Here is a 25,714-nt window from a genome sequence, read left to right as displayed (position 1 = left end):
TGAATAAATTACCCTATTACTTTCAATTTTGCAAATTGTAATAATAATTTCTTTTTACCAACGGTACTGAATTCTATTTCTGCTTTCTTATTGGGTCCTTTCCCTTCTATAGCGATTACTTTTCCAGTACCAAATCGATTGTGCTCTACTATATTATCTACAGTAATTTCTCCGTCAAATAAATTCATTTTTGAACTTAGTTCTGACAACTTTTTCATGTTACTTTTAGGTGAAATCATCGTTGGCTTTTCCTTCTTCGCTAAAAACTCTTTTCTTTTTTTCTGAATTGGCTTTTGAAAACGTATTTTTTTCGGTGTATCTTCTTCAAATAAGCTCGCATCTAAAAACCTATTCATCGATGGTTCTGGTGTTTTCGGAGTGATATACTCTACATACCGCTCGTCGATTTCTTCTAAAAACCTACTGGGCTCTCCATCAGTTAATTTTCCCCAACGGTAACGTGTTTGTGCATAGGTTAAATAGGCTGCTTTTTCTGCTCTTGTTAAGGCTACATAAAACAAACGTCGCTCTTCTTCTAATTCACTTCGTGTATTCATACTCATTGCTGAGGGGAATAAATTTTCTTCTAATCCCACAATGTATACGTACGGAAACTCTAGTCCTTTTGACAAGTGAATGGTCATTAACGAAACACGAGGTTCTTCGTCTTTCTTATCGGAATCGAAGTCGGTAGCTAGTGCTACATCTTCTAAAAATGAGGTTAACGAAGCGTCTTCGCCTGTTTCTATTTTATCGGTGATAAAGTCTTTGATTCCGTTTAATAATTCCTGAACGTTTTCAACTTTATTCACTCCTTCGGGCGTTCCGTCTTTTTGCAAATCTTTTACCAATTGTGTTTGTTTCACCACCAAATCGGCAATTTCAAACGCATTTTTAGTTTGTGCTTCAATTTGAAAACGCTGTATCATATTGACAAAATTCTGCAATTTTGTTTTGGTTCCTGCATTGATATTGACATCAATAGTATTGATATTTTTTATAATATCAAACATTGATTTATTGTAATGGTTCGCCGCAATTAACAATTTATCTATAGTAGTGGCTCCAATTCCTCTTGCTGGGTAGTTGATAATGCGTTTTAATGCTTCTTCATCATTCGGATTGATTAATATTCGTAAATACGATAGTAAATCTTTAATTTCTTTACGTTGGTAGAATGAAATTCCTCCATAAATTTTATACTTAATATCTTTTTTACGCAAGGCATCTTCAATAGCTCTCGATTGGGCATTCGTGCGATATAGCACTGCAAATTGATCGCTTGTTAACTGATGATTCATTTGGTTTTCCCAAATAGATTGTGCTACAAAACGTCCTTCTTCTCCATCAGAAATCGTGCGCATTATTTTTACAGAGTCTCCGGCATCATTTGCCGTCCAAATTTCTTTATCAAGCTTCGTTTTGTTCTTATCAATAACACTGTTAGCTGCGCGTACTATATTGCTCGTTGAGCGATAATTTTGTTCGAGTTTAAAGGTTTTTACATCAGGATAGTCTTTCTGAAAATTTAAAATATTTTGAATGTTTGCTCCACGGAAACCGTAAATACTTTGCGAATCGTCTCCTACCACACAAATGTTCTGAAAGCGGTCTGCCAACGCACGTACTATTAAATACTGCGAATGGTTGGTATCTTGGTACTCGTCTACTAAAATATATCGAAAGCGGTCTTGATACTTCGCCAGTACGTCGGGAAATCGCGCTAGTAATTCGTTCGTACGCAGTAGTAAATCGTCAAAGTCCATCGCACCTGACTTGAAACATCTATCTACATATTCTTTGTAAATGTCGCCTGTTTTAGGTCTGCTCGCTTCTAAATCAGCTTGTTGTAAATCTGAATTATTGAAATAAGCCCTAACCGTTATCAAACTATTTTTAAAAGAGGATATTCTGTTTAAAATTTGTTTGGGTTTGTAGCGGTCTTTATCTAAATTCATTTCTTTGATAATCGCTGTTATCAACCGAACCGAATCTTGTGTATCGTAAATGGTAAAGTTTGAAGGATAACCCAATCGGTCAGCTTCAGAACGCAAAATACGTGCAAACACCGAGTGGAATGTTCCCATCCACAAATTTTTAGCTTCGCTATACCCTACTACCTTACCAATACGGTCTTTCATTTCTCGGGCAGCCTTGTTGGTAAATGTTAACGATAAAATGTTAAATGGGTCTACACCTTGCTCCATTAAATAAGCAATTTTATAGGTCAACACTCTCGTTTTACCCGATCCTGCTCCTGCTATAATAATCATCGGACCGTCTTTTTGTAAAACAGCCGCTCTTTGTGGTTCGTTAAGTTGCTCTAAATAAGTACTCAATGGATATTAAATTGAAAGTATTTTAAAAGTGGAAAATTAACCAATCTTTTAGGTTTTTTAAAGATTCTAGCCTTTTTTTTATTCACGAATTTTATATACTAGTCAAAAAATCGAAATTCTGTACTCCGCAGTATCTATAACGGTAAAGCCGTTTTACCTCTTCTTCGGTGAGGTCAGATTGAAAACCCCGAGCAAAACATGGGGAGTTCTTTTCTATTAAAAATAACCTTTTGATTCTTTATAAAATACCCCTATATTGCAGAAAATAAGAAGAGTAAAATTGCTAAAAACTTGCGCTTATCCTATCAAAAAAGAAGTATAACAGTAATTCTACACTTTGTAATAAGCTAGTTGGCAAGCATAAAAGGAAACTGTATGAAAAAAATAATAAGTATGTTAACCTTGATTCTGATTTTTGGAATCAGTTACGGACAAAATCAATTAACACTTACAGAGTTTAAAAACCTTTGTGATTCTTCGGGATTGAATTTTACAATGCCAAAAGATTATAAAATAGCAGATGTAAAACAAAATCGTGATTTAGGATATTCATTTGCGGTGATAAATTCTGATTCTACTATGGAAATTAGATACACAATTTGGTCATTAAAACCTTCAATGGAACAGTATAAAGAATCTCTAAAAGATAGTAATTCGATGATGATTCCACCAAACAATATCTATAAAGGAAGAGTACAAGCGAACGTTTTGAATATGACAGGCGGACAAATGTATAACATTGGACCTTTTCCAACTCAGGCAGTGAAAAAAGAATTTAACGCTGATGCAGGTGGTTCTTGTTTTTTCGAATTTAATTGCGAGTTTGGTGAAGGCTATAAATATGGACAATTTGTGTACTTACATAAAGATGATACTGCTGATGTTATTGTGACGTTTATGAGTAATAATAAGGAAACACATTCTGACTTAATGATGGCTGGATTTCACTCTTTAAAATTCAAATAAATACAACTTACTAAAACGATGTATAAGTAATAGCGGTTTAAGTGATAAAACGAAATACAACCAAATCTTAAAAAGAGTAGTTTATAGAAAAGCAAGATATTCTCCAGAATAGTAACAGCTAAAAACTAGCTGTAAAATCATAGAGTATGATAAACAAAAATACAGTATCAACCCATAAACTATATTTATTCTTCCATAAAAAACTTGGAATTGTCAGAAGAATTCAAAAAAAATCGATAAATTTAACTTGAACCCCAATATTTTAGGTTTTAGAGATACGGTTTACGAATAATTTTTTCTTATACCGTAAGTTCGAGTGATTTTTAACAATGATAATAAATTAAAAATTGTACTTCGGCTACGTTCAGCAGAGCTATAGAGAACCATAATATCACTTCTCTGCACAAAGTTATTTCTATTTCATTCAACTAATTTTGCTCGAAGATACAATAGGTATACATGCAAAATAATAAAATATAAACCATATAAAAAGCTAATTATTAATATAAAAAATGTGCGTTATTCAAAATTATGAGAAACTTATACATTCATATAGTGCTAATTTTAGGGATCTCTTTATTCTCCTGTAATTCTAGAGATAAAAAAGTAAAATCAGACTTAAATCTTTACATTGAATCAACTATGACTGTTGACAGTATTTATTTTTCTAATTTTACTCAAAACAGAGAACAACAATATTTGTCTTACACAAATCCACTTTATGTTACTCTAAAAGACAGCATAAATGACCTTTACCTCATAGATTTTTATACTGATAAAGGAGTAATAATGAGTAATAATATGTGGTTAAACGGAAAGAACATTGTGATAAAAGGATCCTTATCAAACAAAAGTCTGAAGATTGATACCGTAATAGGATCAGACTTATATTACAAGTATAAAAATTATAAATCAAGATATGAGAATCTGCTTAAAAAGCATCCTAAAGATAGTACTAAAATTAATAGTTTTTTAATTGAAGAGCTGAATAAAAATATAGATAATCTGTTATCAATAGATATTTCCGAAATGTTCATGCGCAGGAATTTAAATAAAAAAAATGAGCTTGTAAAAATTTATCAATTATTATCATCTCAAAATGATATGCTAAAAAATCATTTATTAAGCCCCTATGCTAAAATTGAAAACCTATTATCAGCAGATAAGATAGATTTTTCAGAATATCTCTTTTACAACAAAGAAAAAAGTTTATCACAAATAGAGTTTCCTAATAGCGAACTCTATTTAATAGATTTTTGGTTTTTGGGTTGTCCTCCATGTATAGAGGACCATAAAATTATTAAAAATAAGCTAGAATGGTTGAGGAGTAATAATATTGAGTTGATTGGGATTTCTATTGATACTGATCAAGAAAATTGGAAAGATTATCTTAATAAGGAAAATTATAGCTGGATAAATTATCGTGAACAAGAGAATCCGAACAAAAGCATTTCTAAAAAGTTATTCATTTATACATTTCCCACCTATTTATTGATAGATAAAGACGGTAAGGTTTTAGTACGAAGCAATTCGTTCTCCGAAATGGAAAAATTAATAACAAAACATAATAGCCCGTAAATCATAATGTGAACCATCATGAATAAAGACTACATAATTTTAATCGTTATGTATAAAAACGACAAAGTAATCATATGGTAGTCAGAACCTTTTAAAACAAAAATTTGTCTCCAACCACACCCTTGCTAGTATAGCCTACGTAAAAAGAAGTGATATAAATCCATACAATCAAATAAGATTCCCTATATATTTAGACTATAAAACACAGCATAAATCAATTTTTTAACCTGTAACCATATTTCAGGACTTGACAGCAAAAAAACAACTCATGAAAAAAATTCTATTAATATTTCTAATTAGTTTAATTACCACAAATATCACAAAAGCAACTGACCAACAACCAGATATATTATTTTACGGTAATGAAAAATTGACAGTTAACATTGGTTGTGGACATCCCTCACCTTTAGAGACTTATTATCAACAAAATAATTTAAATTATCCCTTTAGAATGTTACACACAGCAAACTATAGAGGTCACATTGCAACTTGGAAAATAATAGATGATAAATTTTTTATCACTAATATAGCAATTGAAGAAGACAATTATAAACCTACTAAATTCAATGTAAAATCAATAGACAACACATTTTCAAATGATAGTAAAGTTTTTGCAGATTGGTTTAGTGGTGTTTTAGTTTGTCAAAAAAGGAAAAAGGAAAACTATTGGAAAACAGAATATTCAATATACATATACGTAAAGAATGGTTTAGTTCAGAAAAGTAAAAAAATAACAGAAAAAGATTTTGAAAGAATTGAAAACTTAACCCAAAAAGATACTGCAGATACAAATCTAATGAGTAAGTATTCTATTCTTTATTTAAATCAGTCTTATATAAGTTATTATTTTAGATTACACGACAGTGAACATATAGAAATAGGCAATAAGACTGGTTATTTAAAGGGTAAGAATGATTATAGCGTCATACTTGAAAAATATGAAAATAGTCACTTCGATTGGCCTTATAATTGGGAAAACTTCGAACTAAGTGGCGCACCTAATGGAACTTGGAAAGTAATTGAAGATAAATTATATCTTACAGATATTCATTTAAATAAAGGACTCAATTTTGACGGACCAGAAAGATTACAATTAAAATTATCTGAAGTTTTTCCATCTATATCAGATAATTCTAAAATTTTGGCTAATTGGGCAAATGGTATTTATTTAGCATCTTTCGGTGAAGAAGTCGCTGATGAATTAATTCCAGAATTAAAAAGTTTTAAAGTAAAAGAATTTATCATTATGAGAATTGAAAGCGGTAATGTGGTTGAAAAACACACGATTCCAAGCGAATTTGATTTTGACAATATACCAAATGATGCTAATGATAAAGTAAAAACGATTATCAATGATTTAAAATTACAGCGAGAATAACTGCGCCCAACATTGGCTCTTGTAATTAATACGGATTTTAGTGCTTAATCTAAGTTTAGTATATTTTTATAAAGTCTTCCTAACCTTTAATTTGGCTTTAAAAATAAAAAGATTTGGTTAAATACTTAACCAAAATTAATTGCTAATTAAGTCCTGTACTAGTCATAACCGAAGATGTTATTAACAATTAAAAACAAAAATTACATATGAAAAAAAACATTTTTATTATTTTAATATTATTCTTTAGTATTTCAATAAATTCTCAAAACACTAAAATGCAATTTGGAATTAAATCAGGAATTAACATGTCAAAGTATACGCCTGAATTAAATGTTGAGAATACTAGATTAGCAGATTATCAAAGGAAAATAGGTTTTTATATAGGAGGTTATACAAATATTAAAATTTCCCAAAAATTTAAAATACAACCTGAAATACTTTTTTCTAGCCAAGGAACAAAAAGAGTATTTGAAGATATCTCATTAACCGACTCAAATGGAGAGTTAATAATAAGTGGTGATATTGAGGAAAAAATAAGTGAATCTGTAATTTCTACACCAATTACTTTACAATATTTTATTAATAATGAATTTAATTTAGAAGGAGGAATTCAATTAGGCTATATAATGAATCGAAAACAAGAAATTACCAAAAACCCATTAGATAGCTTTTTTGGAAATAATTCTCAAAATATCAACACGAATTATGATAAATTTGATCTAGGATTTAATATCGGTTTAGGGTATGAAGTATTTGAAAATATGCGAATTAATACGAGATATTTTCATGGACTTATAGAAAGAGATGGTTCAATTAAACCTTCAGTTTTTAGTTTAGGAATTGAATATAAAATATAAAACTATATATAACGTGTATAATTAATTGCTCATTTAGCGATTAAAGTAAGTAACTAGTCTTAACTGAGACATTCCCTATAATTAGAAAAACAATATGAAGAAAATTTTGACTATTATTTTATTAAGTTTTTCTGTATCAAATTCATTTGCTTCAAGTCCACAAGTTCCTGATTATATTATTTACAATAACGATACGATTCCGACATATAATTTATTGGTCGAACAATATCTACAAACCCGTAAAGATGATAATGGTAGATTGTTTGATTTGAGTTTTAGAAGTTCAATCGATAATCAATTAGGAACTTCTTTTAATTGCTGGAGAGGCTATCAAGCCATTTACAAAATAGAAAATGACAGTTTATTTGTAAGCGCAATAATTGATTGCCATTCTTTAGAAAATAAAAATCAAACACCAATTAATTATATCAAAAAATTATTTGGAGATAAAGTACTTAACGACAAAGTTTTTATAAACTGGTATAGTGGAAATATTAGTTTTCCGTCAAAAACTAAAGACAATAGAATCTTACGTTGGAATGGAGTATTCGAAAAAGTATTTCTATATGAGATAGTTATAAAAATTGATAGTGGAAAGATAATTGAAATTAGCGCCCAACAGAATTACATTGATTTAAAAAACGGAATTGACAGACTAGAAAAAGACTCAATCAGCAACATTATATTTGACTCAATTAAAAATTATAAATGGACTAAATTGAAAAAAATCGATTGTGGAGAAAAATATACAGTCGTGATTGGAAAAAATGTCAAAATTAGTGATGTGCTAATGACTGATTACCAAACAGATGAACTGATTGAAGAATATTGGGATACGAAAAGACAATACAATCATTGTGTCAAATCATAAAAAAAAGCACTCTCTAAATTGCAGTTTGACATTCTGAAACGGAAAGGAGAACCGACAGAGGAAAAAATATATATCGAAATATGGTTCAAAGAAAATGGAACTATTGAAAACTGGACGAATTAAAAAACTTTGGCTAATGTTTATATCTCATTTTGTCTGAATTTCCTCCGCGGAAATTCAATCTTATTGAATATTATCAACTACAACAGAAAGGCGCTACCATCAATCGGATTTACCAAAACTAAAATGGCGAAAAGAAAAAGACTGCTTTTACTAATAGGTAACAAAGTAATTTTGTTTTATATTTAAGGTTTGAAACAAGAAGAGTAAAATTGCTAAAAACTTCCATCAATCATATTAAAAAAGAAGTATACTAGTAATTTATACTATTCATAATCTAGTTGTACAGAATTAAAACACAAAAATTACGAATGACAAAGCCACTTTTACTCATTGCACTATTCCTGCTAACATTAAACACTTATGGTCAAGTCAATCTAATTAAATTTGGAATAAAAGGCGGACTGAATTACTCAAACTTTGCAGATAATAATAACGACGATATTCCTGCCGATTACACAGGAAAAATCGGATTTCATCTCGGAGGTTTTGTTAAGTTTGGAATTAGCGAAAAAATTTCAATAAGACCTGAACTTCTTTACTCTCAACAAGGCAGTAATTTTACTATTAATGGTTCTGATTTAAACATCACTAATCCTGAACCTGTTTTCATTACTTCAATTAAGGGTGAAATAAAAGAATCATTGTTATTACTTCCTGTTATTATAATATATACATTGAGCGATAAATTACATCTAGAATGTGGTCCGCAATTTGGCTACTCTCTAAACAGAAAAATTGATTATGACAATAATCCTTTTAATTTCGGCGGATTTTTGAAAAATGAGAAGGAGGAGAAATTTGAATTAGGACTTTCATTAGGATTTGGATATTACTTATCCGATGATTTAGGTATTTCATTGAGATATAATTACGGAATAATTGAACGTCAGAATTTGAATACTTCTGTATTTCAATTAGGTATGAACTATCAACTGTAAAATTGTTCATAATACCGTGTATTATCAATTGTTCTTTGTGTTTGCACTCAGAAAACCCCAACAGTTTTACTATGATTCGGTCAATTTCTTCCATCTTCAGTGCTCCAACACTTAACAAAACTATGATAACAAATTATATGAAAAGACTTAATTTATTGATTTTAGGATTAATCTTAACCTTAAATTCGTACAGTCAGAAAAGAGAAAAATTTGAAGTTGGAGTTCAATTAATAGAAAATAACATTCCTGTTGAATTTAAAGAGTCAAAATCGATTTTGTTTATTTTTGATGTAAGAGGATGCCAAGCAAATTTTTATACTGATTTAAGAAAGCAAATAGAAAAACGATTTAAAAAAACTAATAAAAAAATTGGATTTAATTTTGAAATCAACACATTTATAGAAAAAGAAAAGGTTCCAACAAAAAGAAATTCGTTTAAGGAGTATGATATAATCTGTCAAATAGTTCTTGATAATTTTAAAGGATGGGATGATAATTTATATAAAAAAAGAAAACAGCGTTATAATTTAGTTTTAACAATTAAGAAAAATGACTCTGATTTAGTTCAAGGATTAGCAACAATAAATGTTAAGAGTTACTGGACTATTGCAACACAAAATAAAAATTCGAGTAAATTGATTTACAAATTATTTAATAATTAGAGAAAAACAACATATATGTAATCAAGCGAATTAACAAACATTAGAAAGTTATGGTTTGCCAGCCGAAACTTTCCGTAGCCAAAATCACTTGCCGTCATATTTAATTAGACGAATGGAAAAAATTAAAGGAATAGAAACTGAATTTGGAATCAACGAGGGGAGAGACGAAATTTATCTTGATTCAATTTCTTATCCTAATGAATGTTCATATTTCAACACTTGACAGCTAAAAAAACCAACTTATGAAAAACATTTTCTCATTGCTAATTGTATGCACTTTTATTAGTTGCAAAGAAAATCTGACAAACAAAACAAAAGCACAACAATCATTTAATCTAACAGGAACAATAAATGGAGCGTATTCAGACTACATATATTTAAATTATGGAAATGTAAAAGACAGCGTAAAAGTTTTAAACAACAGTTTTAAATTTAACGGAAAAGTAGAAAAACCAACTCAAGGATGGTTAAACCTAAAACCAGACCCAGATGCAAATGTTGCTTGGTTATATATTGAAAATAGCGATATTATAATTCAAGCAGATTACGACAAAAAAAGGCACAACGGAAAGACTTTAAATTTTCTAGAAATCAATAATGTTAAAGGATCGTACTCTGCTAAAATTCAAAATGAGTATAAAGAGTTTTATCAAGCCAATAAGAATAAAGAAAATTTCAAAGCCTTACTCTATGAAAAACTCAAATCATTCATTAAAATCAATAAAAATCATCCGTTTAGTGGAACGATTTTGAGCGAAATTGCATTGATAAATCCTGTTCTAACCAAAAAAGAACTTCTTCAACTTTATTCAAAAATTGATACCACCCAACAAAATAAAAGTGATTTAGAAATGTTTAAAATGGGAATAGCTAATCTTGATAAATATGGGATAAAAAAACCTTTCCTTGAATTCTCTTTACCAAATGCTAAGAACGAAAACGTTGATATAAAATCGTTCTCAGGTAAAATAACATTGGTAGACTTTTGGGCTTCTTGGTGTGTTCCTTGCAGAATAAAACATCCAGAACTAATAAAACTCAAAGAGAAATTTCTAGATACAAATTTTGATATCGTTAGTGTATCAATTGACGATAACAAAAAAAGCTGGATTGAAGCTGTCGAAAAAGACAATCTGACCTGGACTAACTTAATTGATATAGACAAAAAAGTAAATGATGAACTCAAAATTCAATCAATCCCTTTCAATTATTTAATAGATGAAAATGGAATTGTTTTAGGCGTAAACTTGTCGAGTATAGAAATTGAAAGAATAGTAAGCGAAAAAGCTAGCAGGTAAGATGTATATAGCAAATAGCTCATTATTTTAAGAAAGTTCAGTTTCATTTACTAACTTTATTTTGCTTTTTAAAAAGAATAACATAAAACAAAATACAACGTTTTACTCATAGGAAACTTGAAAGTTCAGCGCTTTCTATTGCCCTACTTTCCTATACTAATACATTGGGCTTAATTTTTCGGAGAATGCACTATATAAAGCAAAAATGAAATACTAAAAAGCCTAATAAATTCAACCAGATGAAGTAAAAATGGATAAAGCATTAGAACTCAAAATAAAATTTAAGAATAATGAGATAACAAATTTTCGTGAAGCAGAACAATATTTAAATAACTCTGATTTATTTAAAAGTCTTTTGACTGATTTTGATTATAGTGTTCTTAATCTGCTGTGGAGACTGACACAATTGGCGGAAATTCCATTCTCAAATAATTATTCAATAGTTGCGGAATGGACTGAAAAGTTGATTAATGAAACATTCACTGGTGAAGGATTTTCCTTAAATGGTAAAAATGACTATTTGCTTGCTTGTTATAATGGAATGATTACAAGTATCTTGATCAAGCTTAATCATTATGACAAAGACAAGATAAGGAAAGGGATTAATTGGATTAAAAATTACCAAAATGTAAAAAGAGGTGAAAAATGTGATTGGAAAGGAACTGGATTAAAAAAATATGGTGGTTGTATGAAAAGTACACCTTGCTATATTGGACTGGTGAAATCAATGATTGCTTTAAGTGATTACAAAAATTCGATAGATTATAGAACTGATAACAATTTAGAAATAAAACTTGAGGAGGGATTAAATTATATCTTGAATCAAAAAATATTCCTGAGAATATCAAATAATAAGCCAATCACAAAAGATATTACAAAACTAACTTATCCCTTTACTTGGAAAATAAATATCATTGAAATATTAAGATTGATTAAGGATAACCAAATGCTTAATGATAGCCGATGTTCGATAGCACAAGAATATTTAAAAAGTAAAAGAAAAGATGATGGATTTTGGTGGTGTCAAACTTCAAATATTATGAAAAACAAATCATGGATTCGATTTGATAAACCAAGAGAAAAAGGACTTTGGATAAGTAATGAGATTGAACAACTTCTATAAAATACTATGCTCAATAATTATTAAAGAATAAATTGACACATTTGTTGATTTCCGTATCAAAAGGAAAGTCAAAACTGGTATAGAAAAACAACTTATTTCAATGGCTGAAACTCTTATGAAGCCTATCTAAAAAACATGAGTTCGGGATACAATATTAAATTGAATTTTCTAAAAATCAAAACAATGACGATTAAAAAAACGCTAGTTAATTTTATATTAAACGTAAAATATTTTTATACTAATTTTGTGATGCTTTGAAATTAATAATTTTAACAGGACTCGTATATTCGCATTATGGAAGATCAAATTATTGAGGGGCTAGCCTATGCCCTACCCGCACTGGTTACTGGCGCTGTAGCTTATATGATTTTAAGTCGTTTTATTGAACAAGACAATGAAGAAAAAAAGTTTAATGCTCTGGTTGCTAAAAAACGTGAAAGTTTACCTACAAAACTACAAGCATACGAGCGTATGTTATTGTTTTGTGAGCGTATCAATCCTTCAAAATTATTGGTAAGAGTACATCCTATAGGCGATAACCCTGAAGATTATGCTCAGCTATTAATAGGGAATATTGAACAAGAGTTTGAGCATAATTTAGTACAGCAATTGTATATCTCGGAGGATAGTTGGAAAGCTGTTTTGGCTGCAAAGCTTGCTATTATCGCCAAAGTACGCTCAACAGCAGAAAGTTCTGAAACTGCTAAGGAGTTGCGTGAAAATGTATTGATTGATTATTCGCAGCAAGAAAGTCCAGCAAGCACCGCTATTAACTTTTTAAAGCAAGAAGTAAAAAAATTGATATAATACTACGGTCTTAAAAGTAATGTCTTTAGTACTCAACTAAGCTTCCTTTTAAGACCGTATTTTCAACTTATTTTAGTAAGATTTTATATTCCCAAGGATTTAATGTAATTGCATCTGAACCCAATACAAATTTTGTGTTGTTCATATAATCTGTAAACGCTCCTTGTATGGGTGCTGTTATTTTTATGGGTTCTTTTGTTAGATTGGCAATAAAAAGAACTTCATCTTCTCCTTTTTTTCTTATAAAAGCCAAGGTGCTTTCATCTGTTTCTAAACGTTCATAAGAAGCAGCGTTCTTACCTCCGTTTAGTGCTTTGTTGTTAGTTTTTAGTTTCCCTAATTTTTCTAATACTTCCCACTCTTTTCCTTTGGCATGTGGAATTTCATCTTTTTCAAAAAACTTCAAACGGTAATTTAATCCGTATTCTTGACCTGAATAAATTAAGGGCATTCCAGGTGCTACATAACTCAACGCTGTCATTACTTCCCAGGCAGCTCCCATGCGTTCTTGTATGGTTCCGTTCCAAGAGTTTTCATCGTGATTGGTAATAAAGGTCATCAAAATATCATCTGCCTCATAACGAGCTTTATCTGCTTCAAAATTGTCATCCCATGCCTTCGCTTTTTTACCTTCTTTAGCGATGTGGTTTAAGGTGTGATGTCTATCCCAACCGTATGCCATATCGAACAAACCGTTTTTCAAAAGTTCTGGTTCCCAAGCTTCGGCTAACAAAAAAATATCTTTTTTTGCTCTTAATTGCGGAATGGCTTGTTGCCAAAAGTCGGTTGGTACATAGCCCGCTACATCACAACGAAATCCGTCTATTTCCTCATTATCAATCCAGTAACTCATATCTTTAATCATTGCTTTTCGTAACTCTTTATTGTCATAGTTTAAATCAGCCACGTCTTCCCAACCAATTGGGGTTCCATCTTCATTTAAAGGATCGGTAATTTCTCCTTTGGCATTTTTGGTATAAAATTCTGGATTGGTTTGTATCCAGGTATGATCCCATCCTGTATGGTTGGGTACCCAATCTAAAATAACATACATATTGTTATCGTGTGCTGTTTTTACCAATTTTCTAAAATCTTCAATAGTACCAAATTCAGGGTTTATTTTGGTATAATCAGACACTGCGTAGTAGCTACCTAAGTACTTTTTTTGTTCTTCTTCGGGAAGTTCTGAAACAAACTTACCTCCTGTTGCTTTTCGTTTTGCCTCTGATATCGGATGTATAGGCATTAACCATATAATTTTTACTCCTAATTGTTTTAGTTGCGGAATGTCTTTGGTAAATTGCTCAAAAGTTCCTTCTTTGGAATATTGACGGATATTGGCTTCGTAAATAATGGCATTTTCCATCACTTCATCAGACATTGCGGCTATGGTTTCTTCTTGTGTGGCAACTGTTTCTTGTTGGACGTCTTTTTTTCTGTTTTGCAGGCCATAAAAACGAATATACTTGCAAATACTACGGTTATTTTTTTCATTACTTACTTATATTTTTCTAATAATACTATGGTGAACGGAGATGAAAATGATACATTTCCATCTATTACTTTTATTTTTTGATTTGAGTAGGCATCGTATAGTTCTTCACTATTGTTAAAGGTTTCAGCTACTTGTATCGTTTTGTTACCAACGGGTAGATCTAAACCAACGATTACTTTGTCTTGGTAATTTTCTTTTGAATATTCTCTTTTAAAAATATATGGTGTTTCAGATAGCATGGTATGTTTGCCTGCTCCTACCGAAGGGTGCTTTTTTCTAAATTTTCCTAGTTTTTGCCAATGCGCTAGTATTTTTTTGGTTTCTTCTTTTGCTACATCCTCCCAATTCATTGGTGAGCGTAAGTTGGCATCTCCCTCAGCTCCGTCAATTTCTAGAGGACGTGCTGTTTCATCTCCGTAGTAAATTTGAGCGGTTCCGGGAGTTAATAATAACTTGGTAGCCATTTCATAGGGTTTTGCTCTTTGTGCGTCAAACGGCTCTCCATCGTCGTGTGACGACAAATAGTTCAGCACTCCGTATCCTTTTAAATCGGTATGTAAGATGCTATCGTATCGAGAAAAAGTTGCTTCATAATTCGGTACTTGCTTCGCATTCCATTTGAATTCAAAATTTATCAAACTGTTGAATGCTTTGTCAAAATAGTTTACTTTTTTATCTCCAAAATCGTATAATTGTTTTCCACCAATTCCGTAGCCATAAACTTCTCCTACTAAATAAAAGTTTTCACTTAAATATTGTTTTGGGTGTTTTTGTTTGAATTGGTTATAGGCTTCATCACAAATTTTTCTAAATTCTTGCCATACGTTTTCTTCTGTATGTTTTACTGTGTCTACTCTGTAGCCATCAATTCCAAACTCAGCTATGTAGTCTGCCAACCATTTCATGATGTAAAATCGTGGTGCACGTGGGTATCCTGTTTTTTTAAAGAATTCATCTAATTCTGCTACTTCTTGTTCGTATCTGCCTTCACTTTTCCATTTTTCTACCAATTGTTTTGGCAGTTCTACATCGGTATTTTTTTCTGTTAATACATCGGGAAGGTTTTTTACTAGGGTACAGCGAATGGTACTTTCATAGTCTTTATACATACACTGGGGGCTTGTTCTTACCCAAGTGTTTTCCCATACCTCATCTTTTTCTGTTACGGGTCCTGTATGGTTTACCACCGCATCTAACAAAACTCTAATATCATTTTCATGGGCTACTTTGATTAATTCTTTCAAATCAGCAATAGTTCCGAAGTTAGGGTCGAGTTGTGTCCAATCTTTTGTCCAATAACCATGATAGGCATAGGTAAAACCGTTTCCTTCATCAGTTCCTCCTTTAATTTGTTCTACAATTGGTGTCATCCAAATAGCATTGACTCCTAATTTTGTAAAATATCCTTCTCTTATTTTTTGTGTAATTCCTTTTAAATCACCTCCTTCAAAACCACGGTATTTTCCAGTCTTTTCTGTTCTGCTAAAGTTAACATCGTTAGTTGTATCTCCGTTATTGAACCTGTCTGTTAGTAAAAAATATAAATTTGCAGCATTCCAGTCGAACGGAATTTTAACAGTTGTCGGTTCTTGTTTAACGTTGGCATCATTTTTTTTATCCGCACATGAGGCTAAGAGTAGTATTATTCCTAAAAAAGCTACTATTTGTTTTTTCATCTTTATTCGTTTTCTAAGGGCTATTGGGTTAGTTTGAGTTTGAATTTGGTTACCTCTTTTGTATTCCAATCGGTAGAAAATTGTACTTTTTGGGTGGTTGGGCTCCACTTAAAAGGTATTTTTTTACCACATTTTTTAATGTATGTTGGTTTTTTCGATATGTTATGAATGGTAAAATCTATTTGCTTTTGGTTGGTATTATAGTTTTCGCCAGTATTCGCCTTCAATTCTAAAATTATTCGTTTTGTTGTATTGTTACTTTTGAAGGTTAACAGCTCATAGGCTCCTTTTTCAAAAGCATTGGGTGTTACACCGTCGTCGTTATACATTACATCGTTGCTTTTTACAACTTCTGAATCGTAGTAATAATGTATATCTAAGTTAGAACCCTTGTAACTTTCTGTGTGTTGCATTGGTTTTGCCATTGGTATAAATGCTCCTCCTCTTACAAATGTTGGGATTGAATTTTCACTTGTTTTATACGAAACCGTACTTCCTGCAGCAAACTTTTTACCGGTGTAAAAATCAAACCAATTGGAGGTGTTTGGAAAGTAAATGGATTGTGTGGTTATTTTTGATTGGGTTATGGGTGATATTAAAAAATTAGATCCCCATAAGTAGGTAGATACTACCTCTTGGGTGTGTTTGCTTTCTTCTTCAAAAAACAACGGTTGCATTAATGGGGTGCCTAATTTGTGGTTTTTATATAGTAGGGTATAATTGTAAGGCAGTAATTTATATCTTAGTTCTATTGCTTCTTTGGCTAATTGTTTGGCGCGAGATTCTCTAAAAACGGGTTCGGCGGGCACTTCTTCTTGTGCGTGGGGTCTAAAAATAGGCTGAAACACGCCATATTGTAGCCACCGTACATACAATTCATCGTCTAAATTGTTTCCTGCGAAACCTCCTAAATCGCTGTGCATAAAAGCGAGTCCTTGCATTCCCATTTGTAAGGCTATTTCTGGTTGACTTTGTAAGCCTCCCCAGGTTCTATTCACATCGCCCGACCAAGGAATCATACCATATCGTTGCGAGCCTGAATATCCTGCTCTCATGAGTATAAAAGGACGAGTTGTTGGGAATTTTTCTTGATAGCCTTCTGCTACTAATTTAACCCAATGATGCCCATAAATGTTGTGAACTTCATTAGCTGTTCCTGTAGCGTGTTGTACCCAATCGGGGTGTACTTCTGGTTCTCCTAAATCGCCCCAAACTCCTGCGACTCCTTTTTTAGCTAACTTTTCGTATACAGACCAAAACCATTGTTTTCCTTCGGGTTTAAAAATATCTATAATACCTGTGTTTCCGAAGTAAAAATCGTATTTGGCAGGATTTCCTACGGAATCTTTTGCTAAAACATCTTTTTCGACGGCTTCTTTCCATTTCGTTGAAGTGGTAAGTACAAAAGGTTCGGTGATGGTAATTGTTTTGACTCCTTTTTTCTTTAATCGTTGTATCATTCCCTCAAAGTCTGGAAAAGAGTCTTTGTAAACTTCTAAATTTCCCATCGTACCCTTGATGTCTTTTCCAAACCAGTACAAGTCTAAAATAATTGCATCTACAGGAATTTTTTCGTCTTGAAATTTTTGAATGGTATTTTCTACTTCTTTTTGAGAGTGGTATCCAAATCTACTAGCGAAATTTCCTAATGCCCATCTGGGCAGCATCGGTTGTTTTCCTGTTAACTCTGTGTAATTGTTTAGAATATCAACCCATGTTTTTCCTGCAATCACTTGATAGGTTTTACGACCCGAAATAGTTTCATAGGTCAACGTATTGTTTTTTTGGCTATCTAAATCTAAAAAGCCTATGGGTGCATTATCAAAATGAAGTAGGTATTTCTTGGAAGAAATCACAATAGGCATGGTGTAATTCATTAACTCAGCGTGTGTTTCATATCCGTAGTGCGCCCTATTGTATAGCTGCAAACGATATCCTCTTCTATTCATTCCTAAGGCCCTGGCTCCGCCCCCATATAAAACTTCCTCTGGAGTAAGGTTTAACTGAATATGTTCTCCGTCATTTTGTGATTGATATCCTTGTTTTTCAGAGGTTAATTCTTTTCCTTCATAGTAATAGGAAATCTTAAAAGGAGATTTTTGAATTTTAACTGTAATTCCATTTTTAACTTTGAAAGAAATAAAATTTTCTTCTTGATGGAGTGTTGTTTTGTGGTGTTTTGGAACTAAAACAACTGCATGTGATTTTTTTATGAATTCTTGACCTTCGGGAATAAAAGTGGTTTCTACTATTTCTGGCGTGTAAAATTGTATTCGATACGTACCGTCATTTACTTTTATGATAAAGTTTTCGTTTGCTTGTTGCTCAAATTTTATAAATTTTCTACCTGCATTTTGTGCTAAAGAAGTGTAGCTTATGAGCCAAACTCCCAGCATTATTATTACGCTTCTGAGTTGTTTTAAATTCTGTTCAATCATTTTTTATATTTTAATGACTGCATAATAACCAACATATGAATTGGTAATTAAGCTATCTCTTTTTATCATATTCTTGGCTAATAAAAAGAAATACGGTTTATCTAAATCGTTTATTTAAAGAGTTTTCACTATGGTCTGCTCCTTTAACTTCTACATTCTGAAAGTTCTGATTTGTATCGTTTTTCTCATTGAAGGAATATTCTTTGCAGCATAAGAACTGCAAAGATTGCATACATTAAACGGTAATTAAATTATTAGGAGAAACAATTACGGTTTTGTTATTCACCAAGATTTCTAATTCTTTACTTCCTTCTAACTCAAATTTTGTATCGTACTGGTCTACAGACACTTTAAGTATTTGTCCCCTAAAGTTTACTTTAAAGGAGTAGCCTTGCCATTGTTTTGGAATTTTAGGTTCAAAACTTAATATGTTATCTTCAACACGCATACCTCCAAAGCCTTCTACAATACTCATCCAAGTTCCTGCCATAGAAGTTATATGTAAGCCTTCTTCTACTTCTTTGTTGTAGTCATCTAAATCTAAGCGAGAGGTTCTTAAATAAAATGTATATGCTTGCTCCATTCTATTTAACTTAGCTGCTTGTACACTATGTACACAAGGGGAAAGTGAGCTTTCATGTACGGTAAAAGGTTCATAAAAATCAAAATGACGCTCTAATTCTTCATCGGTAAAATGGTCTTCGAAAAAATAAAATCCTTGAAGTACATCCGCTTGCTTTATGTAGGGAGAGCGTAAAATTCTATCCCAACTCCATTTTTGATTGATAGGTCTTTGTGAAACGTCTAAATCGGCAACTGTAATTAGTTCTTTATCTAAGAAACCATCTTGTTGTAAATAAACTTGATGCTTTTCTGAAAAGGGAAAGTACATGTTTTTTACTACGTCTTTCATGTGTAACATTTCTGCTTCAGAAAGATTGGTTTTTGCCATGATTCTTTCATAATCTGAAGCGTACTCTGTTTTTACTTTTTCAATACTTTCTAAAGCGTATTCTATGCACCATTTGGCTATATAGTTGGTGTACCAATTGTTATTAACATTATTTTCATATTCGTTAGGGCCAGTTACTCCTAAAATTACATATTTGTTTTTTGCTGTAGAAAAATTTACTCGTTGTTGCCAAAAACGAGCAATCCCTATTAAAACTTCTAATCCTTTTTCAGGGATATATGAGTAGTCTCCTGTATAACGGTAGTAGTTATAAATTGCAAAAGAAATAGCCCCGTTTCGGTGAATTTCTTCGAAGGTAATTTCCCATTCGTTATGGCATTCTTCGCCATTCATGGTTACCATAGGGTACAAAGCAGCTCCGTTTTTAAATCCTAGTTTTTCGGCATTTTCTATTGCTTTATCTAAGTGATGATAACGATATTCTAAGAGGTTTCTCGCTACTTGCTGGTCTTTAGTAGCCATGTAAAAAGGTATGCAATAGGCTTCTGTATCCCAATAGGTACTTCCTCCGTATTTTTCTCCTGTGAATCCTTTCGGACCAATATTTAGCTGAGGGTCGGTTCCTAGATAGGTTTGGTTTAATTGAAATATATTGAAACGTATTCCTTGCTGCGCTTTTACATCACCTTCTATGATGATATCTGCCATATTCCAAATTTTCAACCATGCTTGTTTTTGAAGCTCTAATAAATCATTAAAGCCCATATTTACAGCTTTTTCAAGAGTTTTTTGAGCAGCAATTACCAACTCTTCTTTACGGTAATTTCTATCAGCAGTATATCCTGCAAACTTATGTAAGGTAGCTTTTTCAGTAGGTGCTACCTCAACTTTATAGGTAAATGCTATTTTGCTGTTACTAATTTTTTTAACAGGAACCTGATAAACTTTTTGTGAATCAATAAATACTTTCGATTCCATAAAAGTACATACATGAAATTCTGTTTTTAGGGTATGTGTATGAATAAAAGCTTGTTTTTCATCGAAAGAAGTACTTACTATCTCCCAAAACTTATCATCCCAATTACTATCTTCATTGATTATTGCCACGTCTAAATAAGGAGAAAATTCAATAGTTGCATATTCGTTTACTGGGGTTACAGTATACTCAATGGCTCCTACTTCTTCTAGCTCTAAACTTAAAAAGCGTTTTGTGTTTACTTTTACCTCCATGCCTGTTGGTAAAGTCGCTTGAAAACTTCTTGCTAACCAACCTTCTTTCATATTTAATTCTCTTCTGAAATTGGTTACTTTTTTACAGGTAGCTAAATCTAGTGTTTCTCCGTTAATAGTTATGTGAATTCCTATCCAGTTAGGAGCATTTAATACTTTTGCAAAGTACTCAGGATAGCCATTTTTCCACCATCCAACTCTGGTTTTATCTGGATAATACACTCCTGCAATATAACTTCCTTGAAAAGTATCACCTGAATAATCTTCTTCAAAATTAGCTCTTTGTCCCATAGCTCCATTACCAATACTAAAAAGGCTTTCAGATGATTTTACCTTAGTGGTATCAAATCCTTCTTCTACTATGCTCCATTCGTTGGGTATGATATAATTCTGATTCATTTTTACTTTCTGTTTTTAAAAAGAAAAATTCTTTTTGATGTTGTTTGTTTGTATTACTTTATTAAAATACCTTATCCATTAGTCAGCTACTTTTTATAGTTGAGCTATAAATTCAAGATCTATTTCTGTAAAATCTTTGAAAACAAAATCTGCTTTGTTTAAAATAGTTACATCTCCAATTCCTATGGCTATCATATTCGCATTTTTAGCTGCTTCAATGCCTGCCAAAGAATCTTCAAATACCACGCAATTTTCAGGAGCTACTTCTAAATTTTGTGCGGCAGTTAAAAACACTTCTGGGTTGGGTTTTGCTTTTGTTACATCATTGCCATCTACAATAACATTAAATTTTGAAATTAGGTTTACCTTTTGAAGTATTGCTCTTGCATTTTTGCTGGCAGACCCTAAGGCTACAGGAATGTTATTATCGGTTAAATAGTTAAGTACTTTAGGTATGTCTGGTAAAATCTCTTGTGTGCTCATTTGTTCTATATAACTCAAATAGTCGTTGTTTTTTTTACTAATGAGTTCCGAAAATTCATCATCAGAAATCACCTTATTTCCCCAGCTTAAAATTTTTTCAAGCGATTTTACACGACTTACTCCTTTTAATTGTTCATTTTGCTCGTGTGTAAAATCTATTCCTATACCATTCGCTAGCTTTTTCCAAGCTAAGAAATGATATTTGGCGGTGTCAACGATAACACCATCTAAATCAAAAATAAATCCTTTGGTATTCATTATTCAGTTTCTGGCTGGTAAGTAATTGCGTTTTTGTTCGTTATTAGAAAGTTGCTCAATGCGGCTATTATCAAACTTAAGCCAGCAACCATCATCGCATTTATGGTTTCTTTACCAAAAAGGTTTGAAACAAAATTCACACCTCCTACTGCTGCTGTAATTTGTGGAATTACAATAAACATATTGAATATTCCCATGATAACTCCCATTTTTTTGGGGTCTACAGAGCTTGATAGCATGGCGTATGGCATCGATAAAATGCTACCCCAGGCAAAACCTATTAAAATAAAAGATATCGTTAAGTACTCATGGGAAGGTATATACTTCATCATCATAAACCCAATGCCTCCTAACAATAACGAGAACATGTGCACATATTTTCTGTTTATTCTTCGTTTGGCTGTATAAAACACTAATAACAAGGCAAAAGCCATTGAGGAAAGTCCGTAAATCCCCATGTAAGAACCTACTAAGTTAGATGATTTTTGAAAAGCAGTGTTAGCAATATCGAAAGCTTCTTTTTGCTCTGAAATGTTCATGTTGTATGTTGCCTCTACTGGAGCAGGTGTTTTAAAAACATGCTCGGTAAGTGCAGGATTCGCCATACTCCACATTGTAAAAAAGGCAAACCAGCTAAAAAACTGTATTACCCCTAACTTTTTCATGGTTAGTGGCATGTTACCTATATTATTTACAATATTTGGTATAAATTGATTCTTTTGGGCTTTTTCCCTTTCAAACTCCTCCATATCTTCTGGTGGGTATTCTGTAGTCGTAAAAACAGTGTACAGAATGCTGAGTAAAAAGACAAAAGCTCCGATGGCAAAGGCTACCTTAACAGACATGGGAACAACTCCTATTTCGGCAGTGTCACTTACTCCAAGCTTAGAAACAAACCAAGGTAAGTTACTTGCAACCCAGGTACCTATTCCAATAATTAAAGTTTGTACTACAAAGCCATAAGAACGTTGAGAGTCTGGTAGCTTATCTGCCACAAGTGCTCTAAAAGGTTCCATAGATATATTTATGGAAGCATCTAAAATCCATAAAAAACCAGCTGCCATCCACAAAGCGGATGAATGTGGCACAAAAAATAGTGCAAAAGAGCTAAGAATAGCCCCTATTAAAAAATAAGGTCTTCTTCTTCCCCATTTCGGACTCCATGTTCTATCACTCATGTATCCAATAATGGGTTGTACTATTAATCCTGTTAAGGGTGCAGCAATCCATAGCAAAGGAATATCTTCCTTTCCGGCACCTAATGTTTGAAAAATTCGTGACATGAAACCACCCTGAAGGGCAAACCCGAACTGAATTCCTAAAAATCCAAAACTCATATTCCAGATTTCCCAGAAACTTAATTTACGCTTAATCATTATCGTAATTATTAGTTAATACTACGATAAGCGCTACGACTTATCTAAATTAATGTGTGGAAAGAAAATTATTGATAAGTCATTTTCAACGGGGTGAATATATTATTTTTTATTTATCCCTCCAAAAAAAATATTAGTTTTTTAAAAATCTACTAGATTCTCTTATCTTTAAGTTACTTGATATTACTTTTGTTTGAATTTGTTTTTCTTGCTTGTCATTTTCTATTCTGTCAATCAACATCTCAGCGGCCTGTTTTCCCATAGTAAACCCGTGTTGTGCTACTGTTGTTATTGATGGTGACGAGTATTCAGATATGAGTCCGTCTGTAAAACCAACTATCGAAATATCATCTGGTATCTTCATTTTCTTTTCCTTGGCAACCCTAATAGCGATTGCTGCATAAATTTCATTAACAGCAAACACCGCATCTATCTTTTGATTAAATAGTGCTAGTATTTGAAGATAAATATCTTGCTTTTCATCAATTTCTATAATTAATTTTCTGTCAATTTTAATACCTGCTTCAACTAAAGCTTTCTCATATCCTCTTTCTCTGTGCAAGCCAACAGTTACATGTTTAGGGGTAGTTATTATTGCTATGTTTTTACAGTTTTGATCTAATAAATGCTGTGTTGCTTTATAGCCTGCACTTAAATCATCTACAATTACCTTATCACATTCAATAGCTTCATGGGTTCTATCAAACAAAACTAAAGGAACTTCATCTTCAATTAGCTTTTTAAAATGTTGAAAATGTTGATTTTCTAATGTTTCTTTAGCCATAGAAACCAGCAAGCCATCTACACTACCATTCGTTAACAAGCTTATTGTTTCTACCTCCTTTTTTTCTTCATCATTAGAAAAACAAACCATGGTACTATACCCCCTACTACTTGCTTCTTGTTCAACTCCTTTAATTACCGTTGAAAAAAAGTGATGAACTATTTGTGGTAGTATGATGCCTATTACTTTTGTTTTTTGATTTCTTAATTGTAATGCTAAGTTATTTGGGCGATAATTGTAATAATCTGCATACGCTTTTATTCTATCTTTCGTTTCTTGACTTATCTCATAGCTATCTTTGAGTGCCTTAGATACCGTTGAAATAGACACCCCCAACTCTTTAGCTATTGTCTTTATGGTAATTCTCGGTTTCATATTTTACAAAAATGATTGTTTAACCTTCTCTATATTCCTACTATTTTATGATAATGTTAAAAACTTATCAACACGAAAACGGTTTCGTAGTGTTTTCAATAGTTATAGAGTAATTTTTATTGTTACATTCACCATGTGGAAAGTAAATTTATTGATAATTCATACATCAAATTTACACGTATTTTAACCTAAAACGATAAGGTATTTTAAAATAATTTTTATCTGATGTTGTATTCCTTTTTTTATTCTTAATTATTTGCTTAGCAAAAATTAAGAAGAAAAAAGTAGATAACGCTACGGTAGAGAAACTCCGTGATGTTAATATAGTTATTATACCCGAATTATGCAATAGCATTTTACCTTTTGCTATTTCCTTTATTTATGTTTATAAATCTTAGATAAGATTTAAAACCTAGCCTAATGGTTACCTTACCCATAAATTTTTCAGATAAGAAGATAGTGTCAGTTCGTTTAATTTTATTCTAAGATAGAATCTATGTTTTAGGTGTTTTATTTTTCAACTGGTAATTCCAGTTCACTTGCCCATGCAGTCCAAGAACCATCGTACACACTGTAATTTGTGTATCCTGCCTTTGCTGCCCCGATGGCTAGTATACATGCCGTAATTCCCGATCCGCATGTAAAAATCATTTCCTCATGATTCGGATTTATTTTTGAAAATATTTTCTGGAGTTCTTTTTTAGACTTCATTTTTCCATCTACTAATAATTCTGTGTAAGGCAAGTTTTTAGAATTTGGAATATGACCTCCTCGCAAATTCTTTCTGGGTTCTGGTTCAGTAGCATCAAATCTTGCTTTAGAGCGGGCATCTAAAATAATTTTCTTATCTCGAGAAGCCATGAATACGCTTGCTGTGGTGCTTAATCTGTTCTTTTTAAAATTCACTTCAAAATTACCCGTAGCATTCTTTCTTTCCTTTTTAGATTCTACTTCAAAACCCGCATTTTTCCATGCAGGGAAACCACCATTGAGTACGGCTATGTTTGTGAAACCAAATGTTGTAAATAGCCACCATACCCTCGGGGCAGAGTATATGCCCAAATCGTCGTATACAACTATACAACTATCTTTATTTATTCCTATTTTTCGTACTTCTTTTTCAAAATGTTCTTTTGATGGAATCGTATTCGGATATGTTCCTTTAAGATCTAAAAAGACATTTTTTAAATCAAAGAAAACCGCATTTTTAATTTGCTTTTTTTCTATTGCATCTAAAACGTCTTTTCCTACCTTTTCTAAACTGGCATCAAGAACTATTAGGTTGTTTGCATGCAAATTATCTTGTAACCAATCAACCGAAACTATGGGCGAATCTACTGTTAGCAT

The 25,714-nt window shown here is 32.0% G+C and carries 19 protein-coding genes; 10 read left to right on the top strand and 9 right to left on the bottom strand.

What is annotated here, in order from left to right; translation table 11 throughout:
• Positions 1-8: 8 nt before the first annotated feature.
• Positions 9-2,339 carry an ATP-dependent helicase gene (locus tag P8625_RS02090; RefSeq protein ID WP_279651851.1) on the bottom strand — a complete coding sequence of 777 codons (2,331 nt, stop codon included), beginning with the start codon at positions 2,337-2,339 and terminating at the stop codon, positions 9-11.
• Between the two features lie 375 nt (positions 2,340-2,714).
• Between P8625_RS02090 and P8625_RS02085 the strand changes: the two genes are divergently transcribed.
• From P8625_RS02085 to P8625_RS02040, 10 genes are all read left to right on the top strand, one after another.
• On the top strand, positions 2,715-3,305 hold the full coding sequence (locus P8625_RS02085) for a hypothetical protein (protein ID WP_279651850.1): 591 nt from the start codon (positions 2,715-2,717) through the stop codon (positions 3,303-3,305).
• Positions 3,306-3,836: 531 nt separating this feature from the next.
• On the top strand, positions 3,837-4,883 hold the full coding sequence (locus P8625_RS02080; RefSeq protein WP_279651849.1) for a TlpA family protein disulfide reductase: 1,047 nt from the start codon (positions 3,837-3,839) through the stop codon (positions 4,881-4,883).
• Between the two features lie 268 nt (positions 4,884-5,151).
• Positions 5,152-6,261 (top strand): hypothetical protein, encoded by a 1,110-nt coding sequence (locus P8625_RS02075; protein WP_279651848.1) that lies wholly within the window; start codon positions 5,152-5,154, stop codon positions 6,259-6,261.
• A gap of 206 nt (positions 6,262-6,467) precedes the next feature.
• Entirely contained in the window at positions 6,468-7,118 is a 651-nt protein-coding gene (locus P8625_RS02070) for a porin family protein (RefSeq protein WP_279651847.1), read from the top strand.
• A gap of 94 nt (positions 7,119-7,212) precedes the next feature.
• On the top strand, positions 7,213-7,989 hold the full coding sequence (locus P8625_RS02065) for a hypothetical protein (RefSeq protein ID WP_279651846.1): 777 nt from the start codon (positions 7,213-7,215) through the stop codon (positions 7,987-7,989).
• A gap of 431 nt (positions 7,990-8,420) precedes the next feature.
• Entirely contained in the window at positions 8,421-9,050 is a 630-nt protein-coding gene (locus P8625_RS02060; RefSeq protein ID WP_279651845.1) for a porin family protein, read from the top strand.
• A gap of 122 nt (positions 9,051-9,172) precedes the next feature.
• Positions 9,173-9,712: a hypothetical protein gene (locus P8625_RS02055; protein WP_279651844.1), complete on the top strand. Its 540-nt coding sequence runs from the start codon at positions 9,173-9,175 to the stop codon at positions 9,710-9,712.
• Between the two features lie 242 nt (positions 9,713-9,954).
• Positions 9,955-11,010 carry a TlpA disulfide reductase family protein gene (locus P8625_RS02050; protein WP_279651843.1) on the top strand — a complete coding sequence of 352 codons (1,056 nt, stop codon included), beginning with the start codon at positions 9,955-9,957 and terminating at the stop codon, positions 11,008-11,010.
• Positions 11,011-11,260: 250 nt separating this feature from the next.
• A complete protein-coding gene (locus P8625_RS02045) occupies positions 11,261-12,133 on the top strand; it encodes a hypothetical protein (RefSeq protein ID WP_279651842.1) in 873 nt (290 codons plus the stop codon).
• Between the two features lie 294 nt (positions 12,134-12,427).
• Positions 12,428-12,940, top strand: coding sequence for a DUF7935 family protein (locus P8625_RS02040; RefSeq protein ID WP_279651841.1), 513 nt, complete (start codon positions 12,428-12,430; stop codon positions 12,938-12,940).
• Positions 12,941-13,007: 67 nt separating this feature from the next.
• On the opposite strand, the gene P8625_RS02035 is transcribed toward P8625_RS02040, so the two are convergent.
• The 8 genes from P8625_RS02035 to P8625_RS02000 form a co-directional block, all read right to left on the bottom strand.
• Positions 13,008-14,321 (bottom strand): alpha-amylase family glycosyl hydrolase, encoded by a 1,314-nt coding sequence (locus tag P8625_RS02035; RefSeq protein WP_279651840.1) that lies wholly within the window; start codon positions 14,319-14,321, stop codon positions 13,008-13,010.
• Between the two features lie 116 nt (positions 14,322-14,437).
• Positions 14,438-16,111, bottom strand: a complete 1,674-nt coding sequence (locus P8625_RS02030) for an alpha-amylase family glycosyl hydrolase (protein WP_279651839.1) — start codon at positions 16,109-16,111, stop codon at positions 14,438-14,440.
• Between the two features lie 20 nt (positions 16,112-16,131).
• The gene (locus P8625_RS02025; RefSeq protein ID WP_279651838.1) at positions 16,132-18,549 is read right to left on the bottom strand and encodes a glycoside hydrolase family 31 protein; all 2,418 of its coding nucleotides are present in this window, start codon (positions 18,547-18,549) and stop codon (positions 16,132-16,134) included.
• Positions 18,550-18,784: 235 nt separating this feature from the next.
• Entirely contained in the window at positions 18,785-21,091 is a 2,307-nt protein-coding gene (locus P8625_RS02020; RefSeq protein ID WP_279651837.1) for a glycoside hydrolase family 65 protein, read from the bottom strand.
• A gap of 93 nt (positions 21,092-21,184) precedes the next feature.
• Positions 21,185-21,832, bottom strand: coding sequence for a beta-phosphoglucomutase (gene pgmB / locus P8625_RS02015; RefSeq protein WP_279651836.1), 648 nt, complete (start codon positions 21,830-21,832; stop codon positions 21,185-21,187).
• Positions 21,832-23,208 (bottom strand): MFS transporter, encoded by a 1,377-nt coding sequence (locus P8625_RS02010; RefSeq protein ID WP_279651835.1) that lies wholly within the window; start codon positions 23,206-23,208, stop codon positions 21,832-21,834. The genes pgmB and P8625_RS02010 overlap by 1 nt, the downstream gene beginning before the upstream one ends.
• A 133-nt stretch (positions 23,209-23,341) precedes the next feature.
• A complete protein-coding gene (locus P8625_RS02005) occupies positions 23,342-24,367 on the bottom strand; it encodes a LacI family DNA-binding transcriptional regulator (protein WP_279651834.1) in 1,026 nt (341 codons plus the stop codon).
• A 510-nt stretch (positions 24,368-24,877) separates the two neighbouring features.
• Positions 24,878-25,714 (bottom strand): sulfurtransferase, encoded by an 837-nt coding sequence (locus P8625_RS02000; protein WP_279651833.1) that lies wholly within the window; start codon positions 25,712-25,714, stop codon positions 24,878-24,880.

It is taken from the genome of Tenacibaculum tangerinum, from assembly GCF_029853675.1.
Classification (GTDB): domain Bacteria; phylum Bacteroidota; class Bacteroidia; order Flavobacteriales; family Flavobacteriaceae; genus Polaribacter; species Polaribacter tangerinum_A.
The sequence above is the reverse complement of the archived record's forward strand: the minus strand, read 5'-3'. Positions and strand labels throughout refer to the sequence as shown.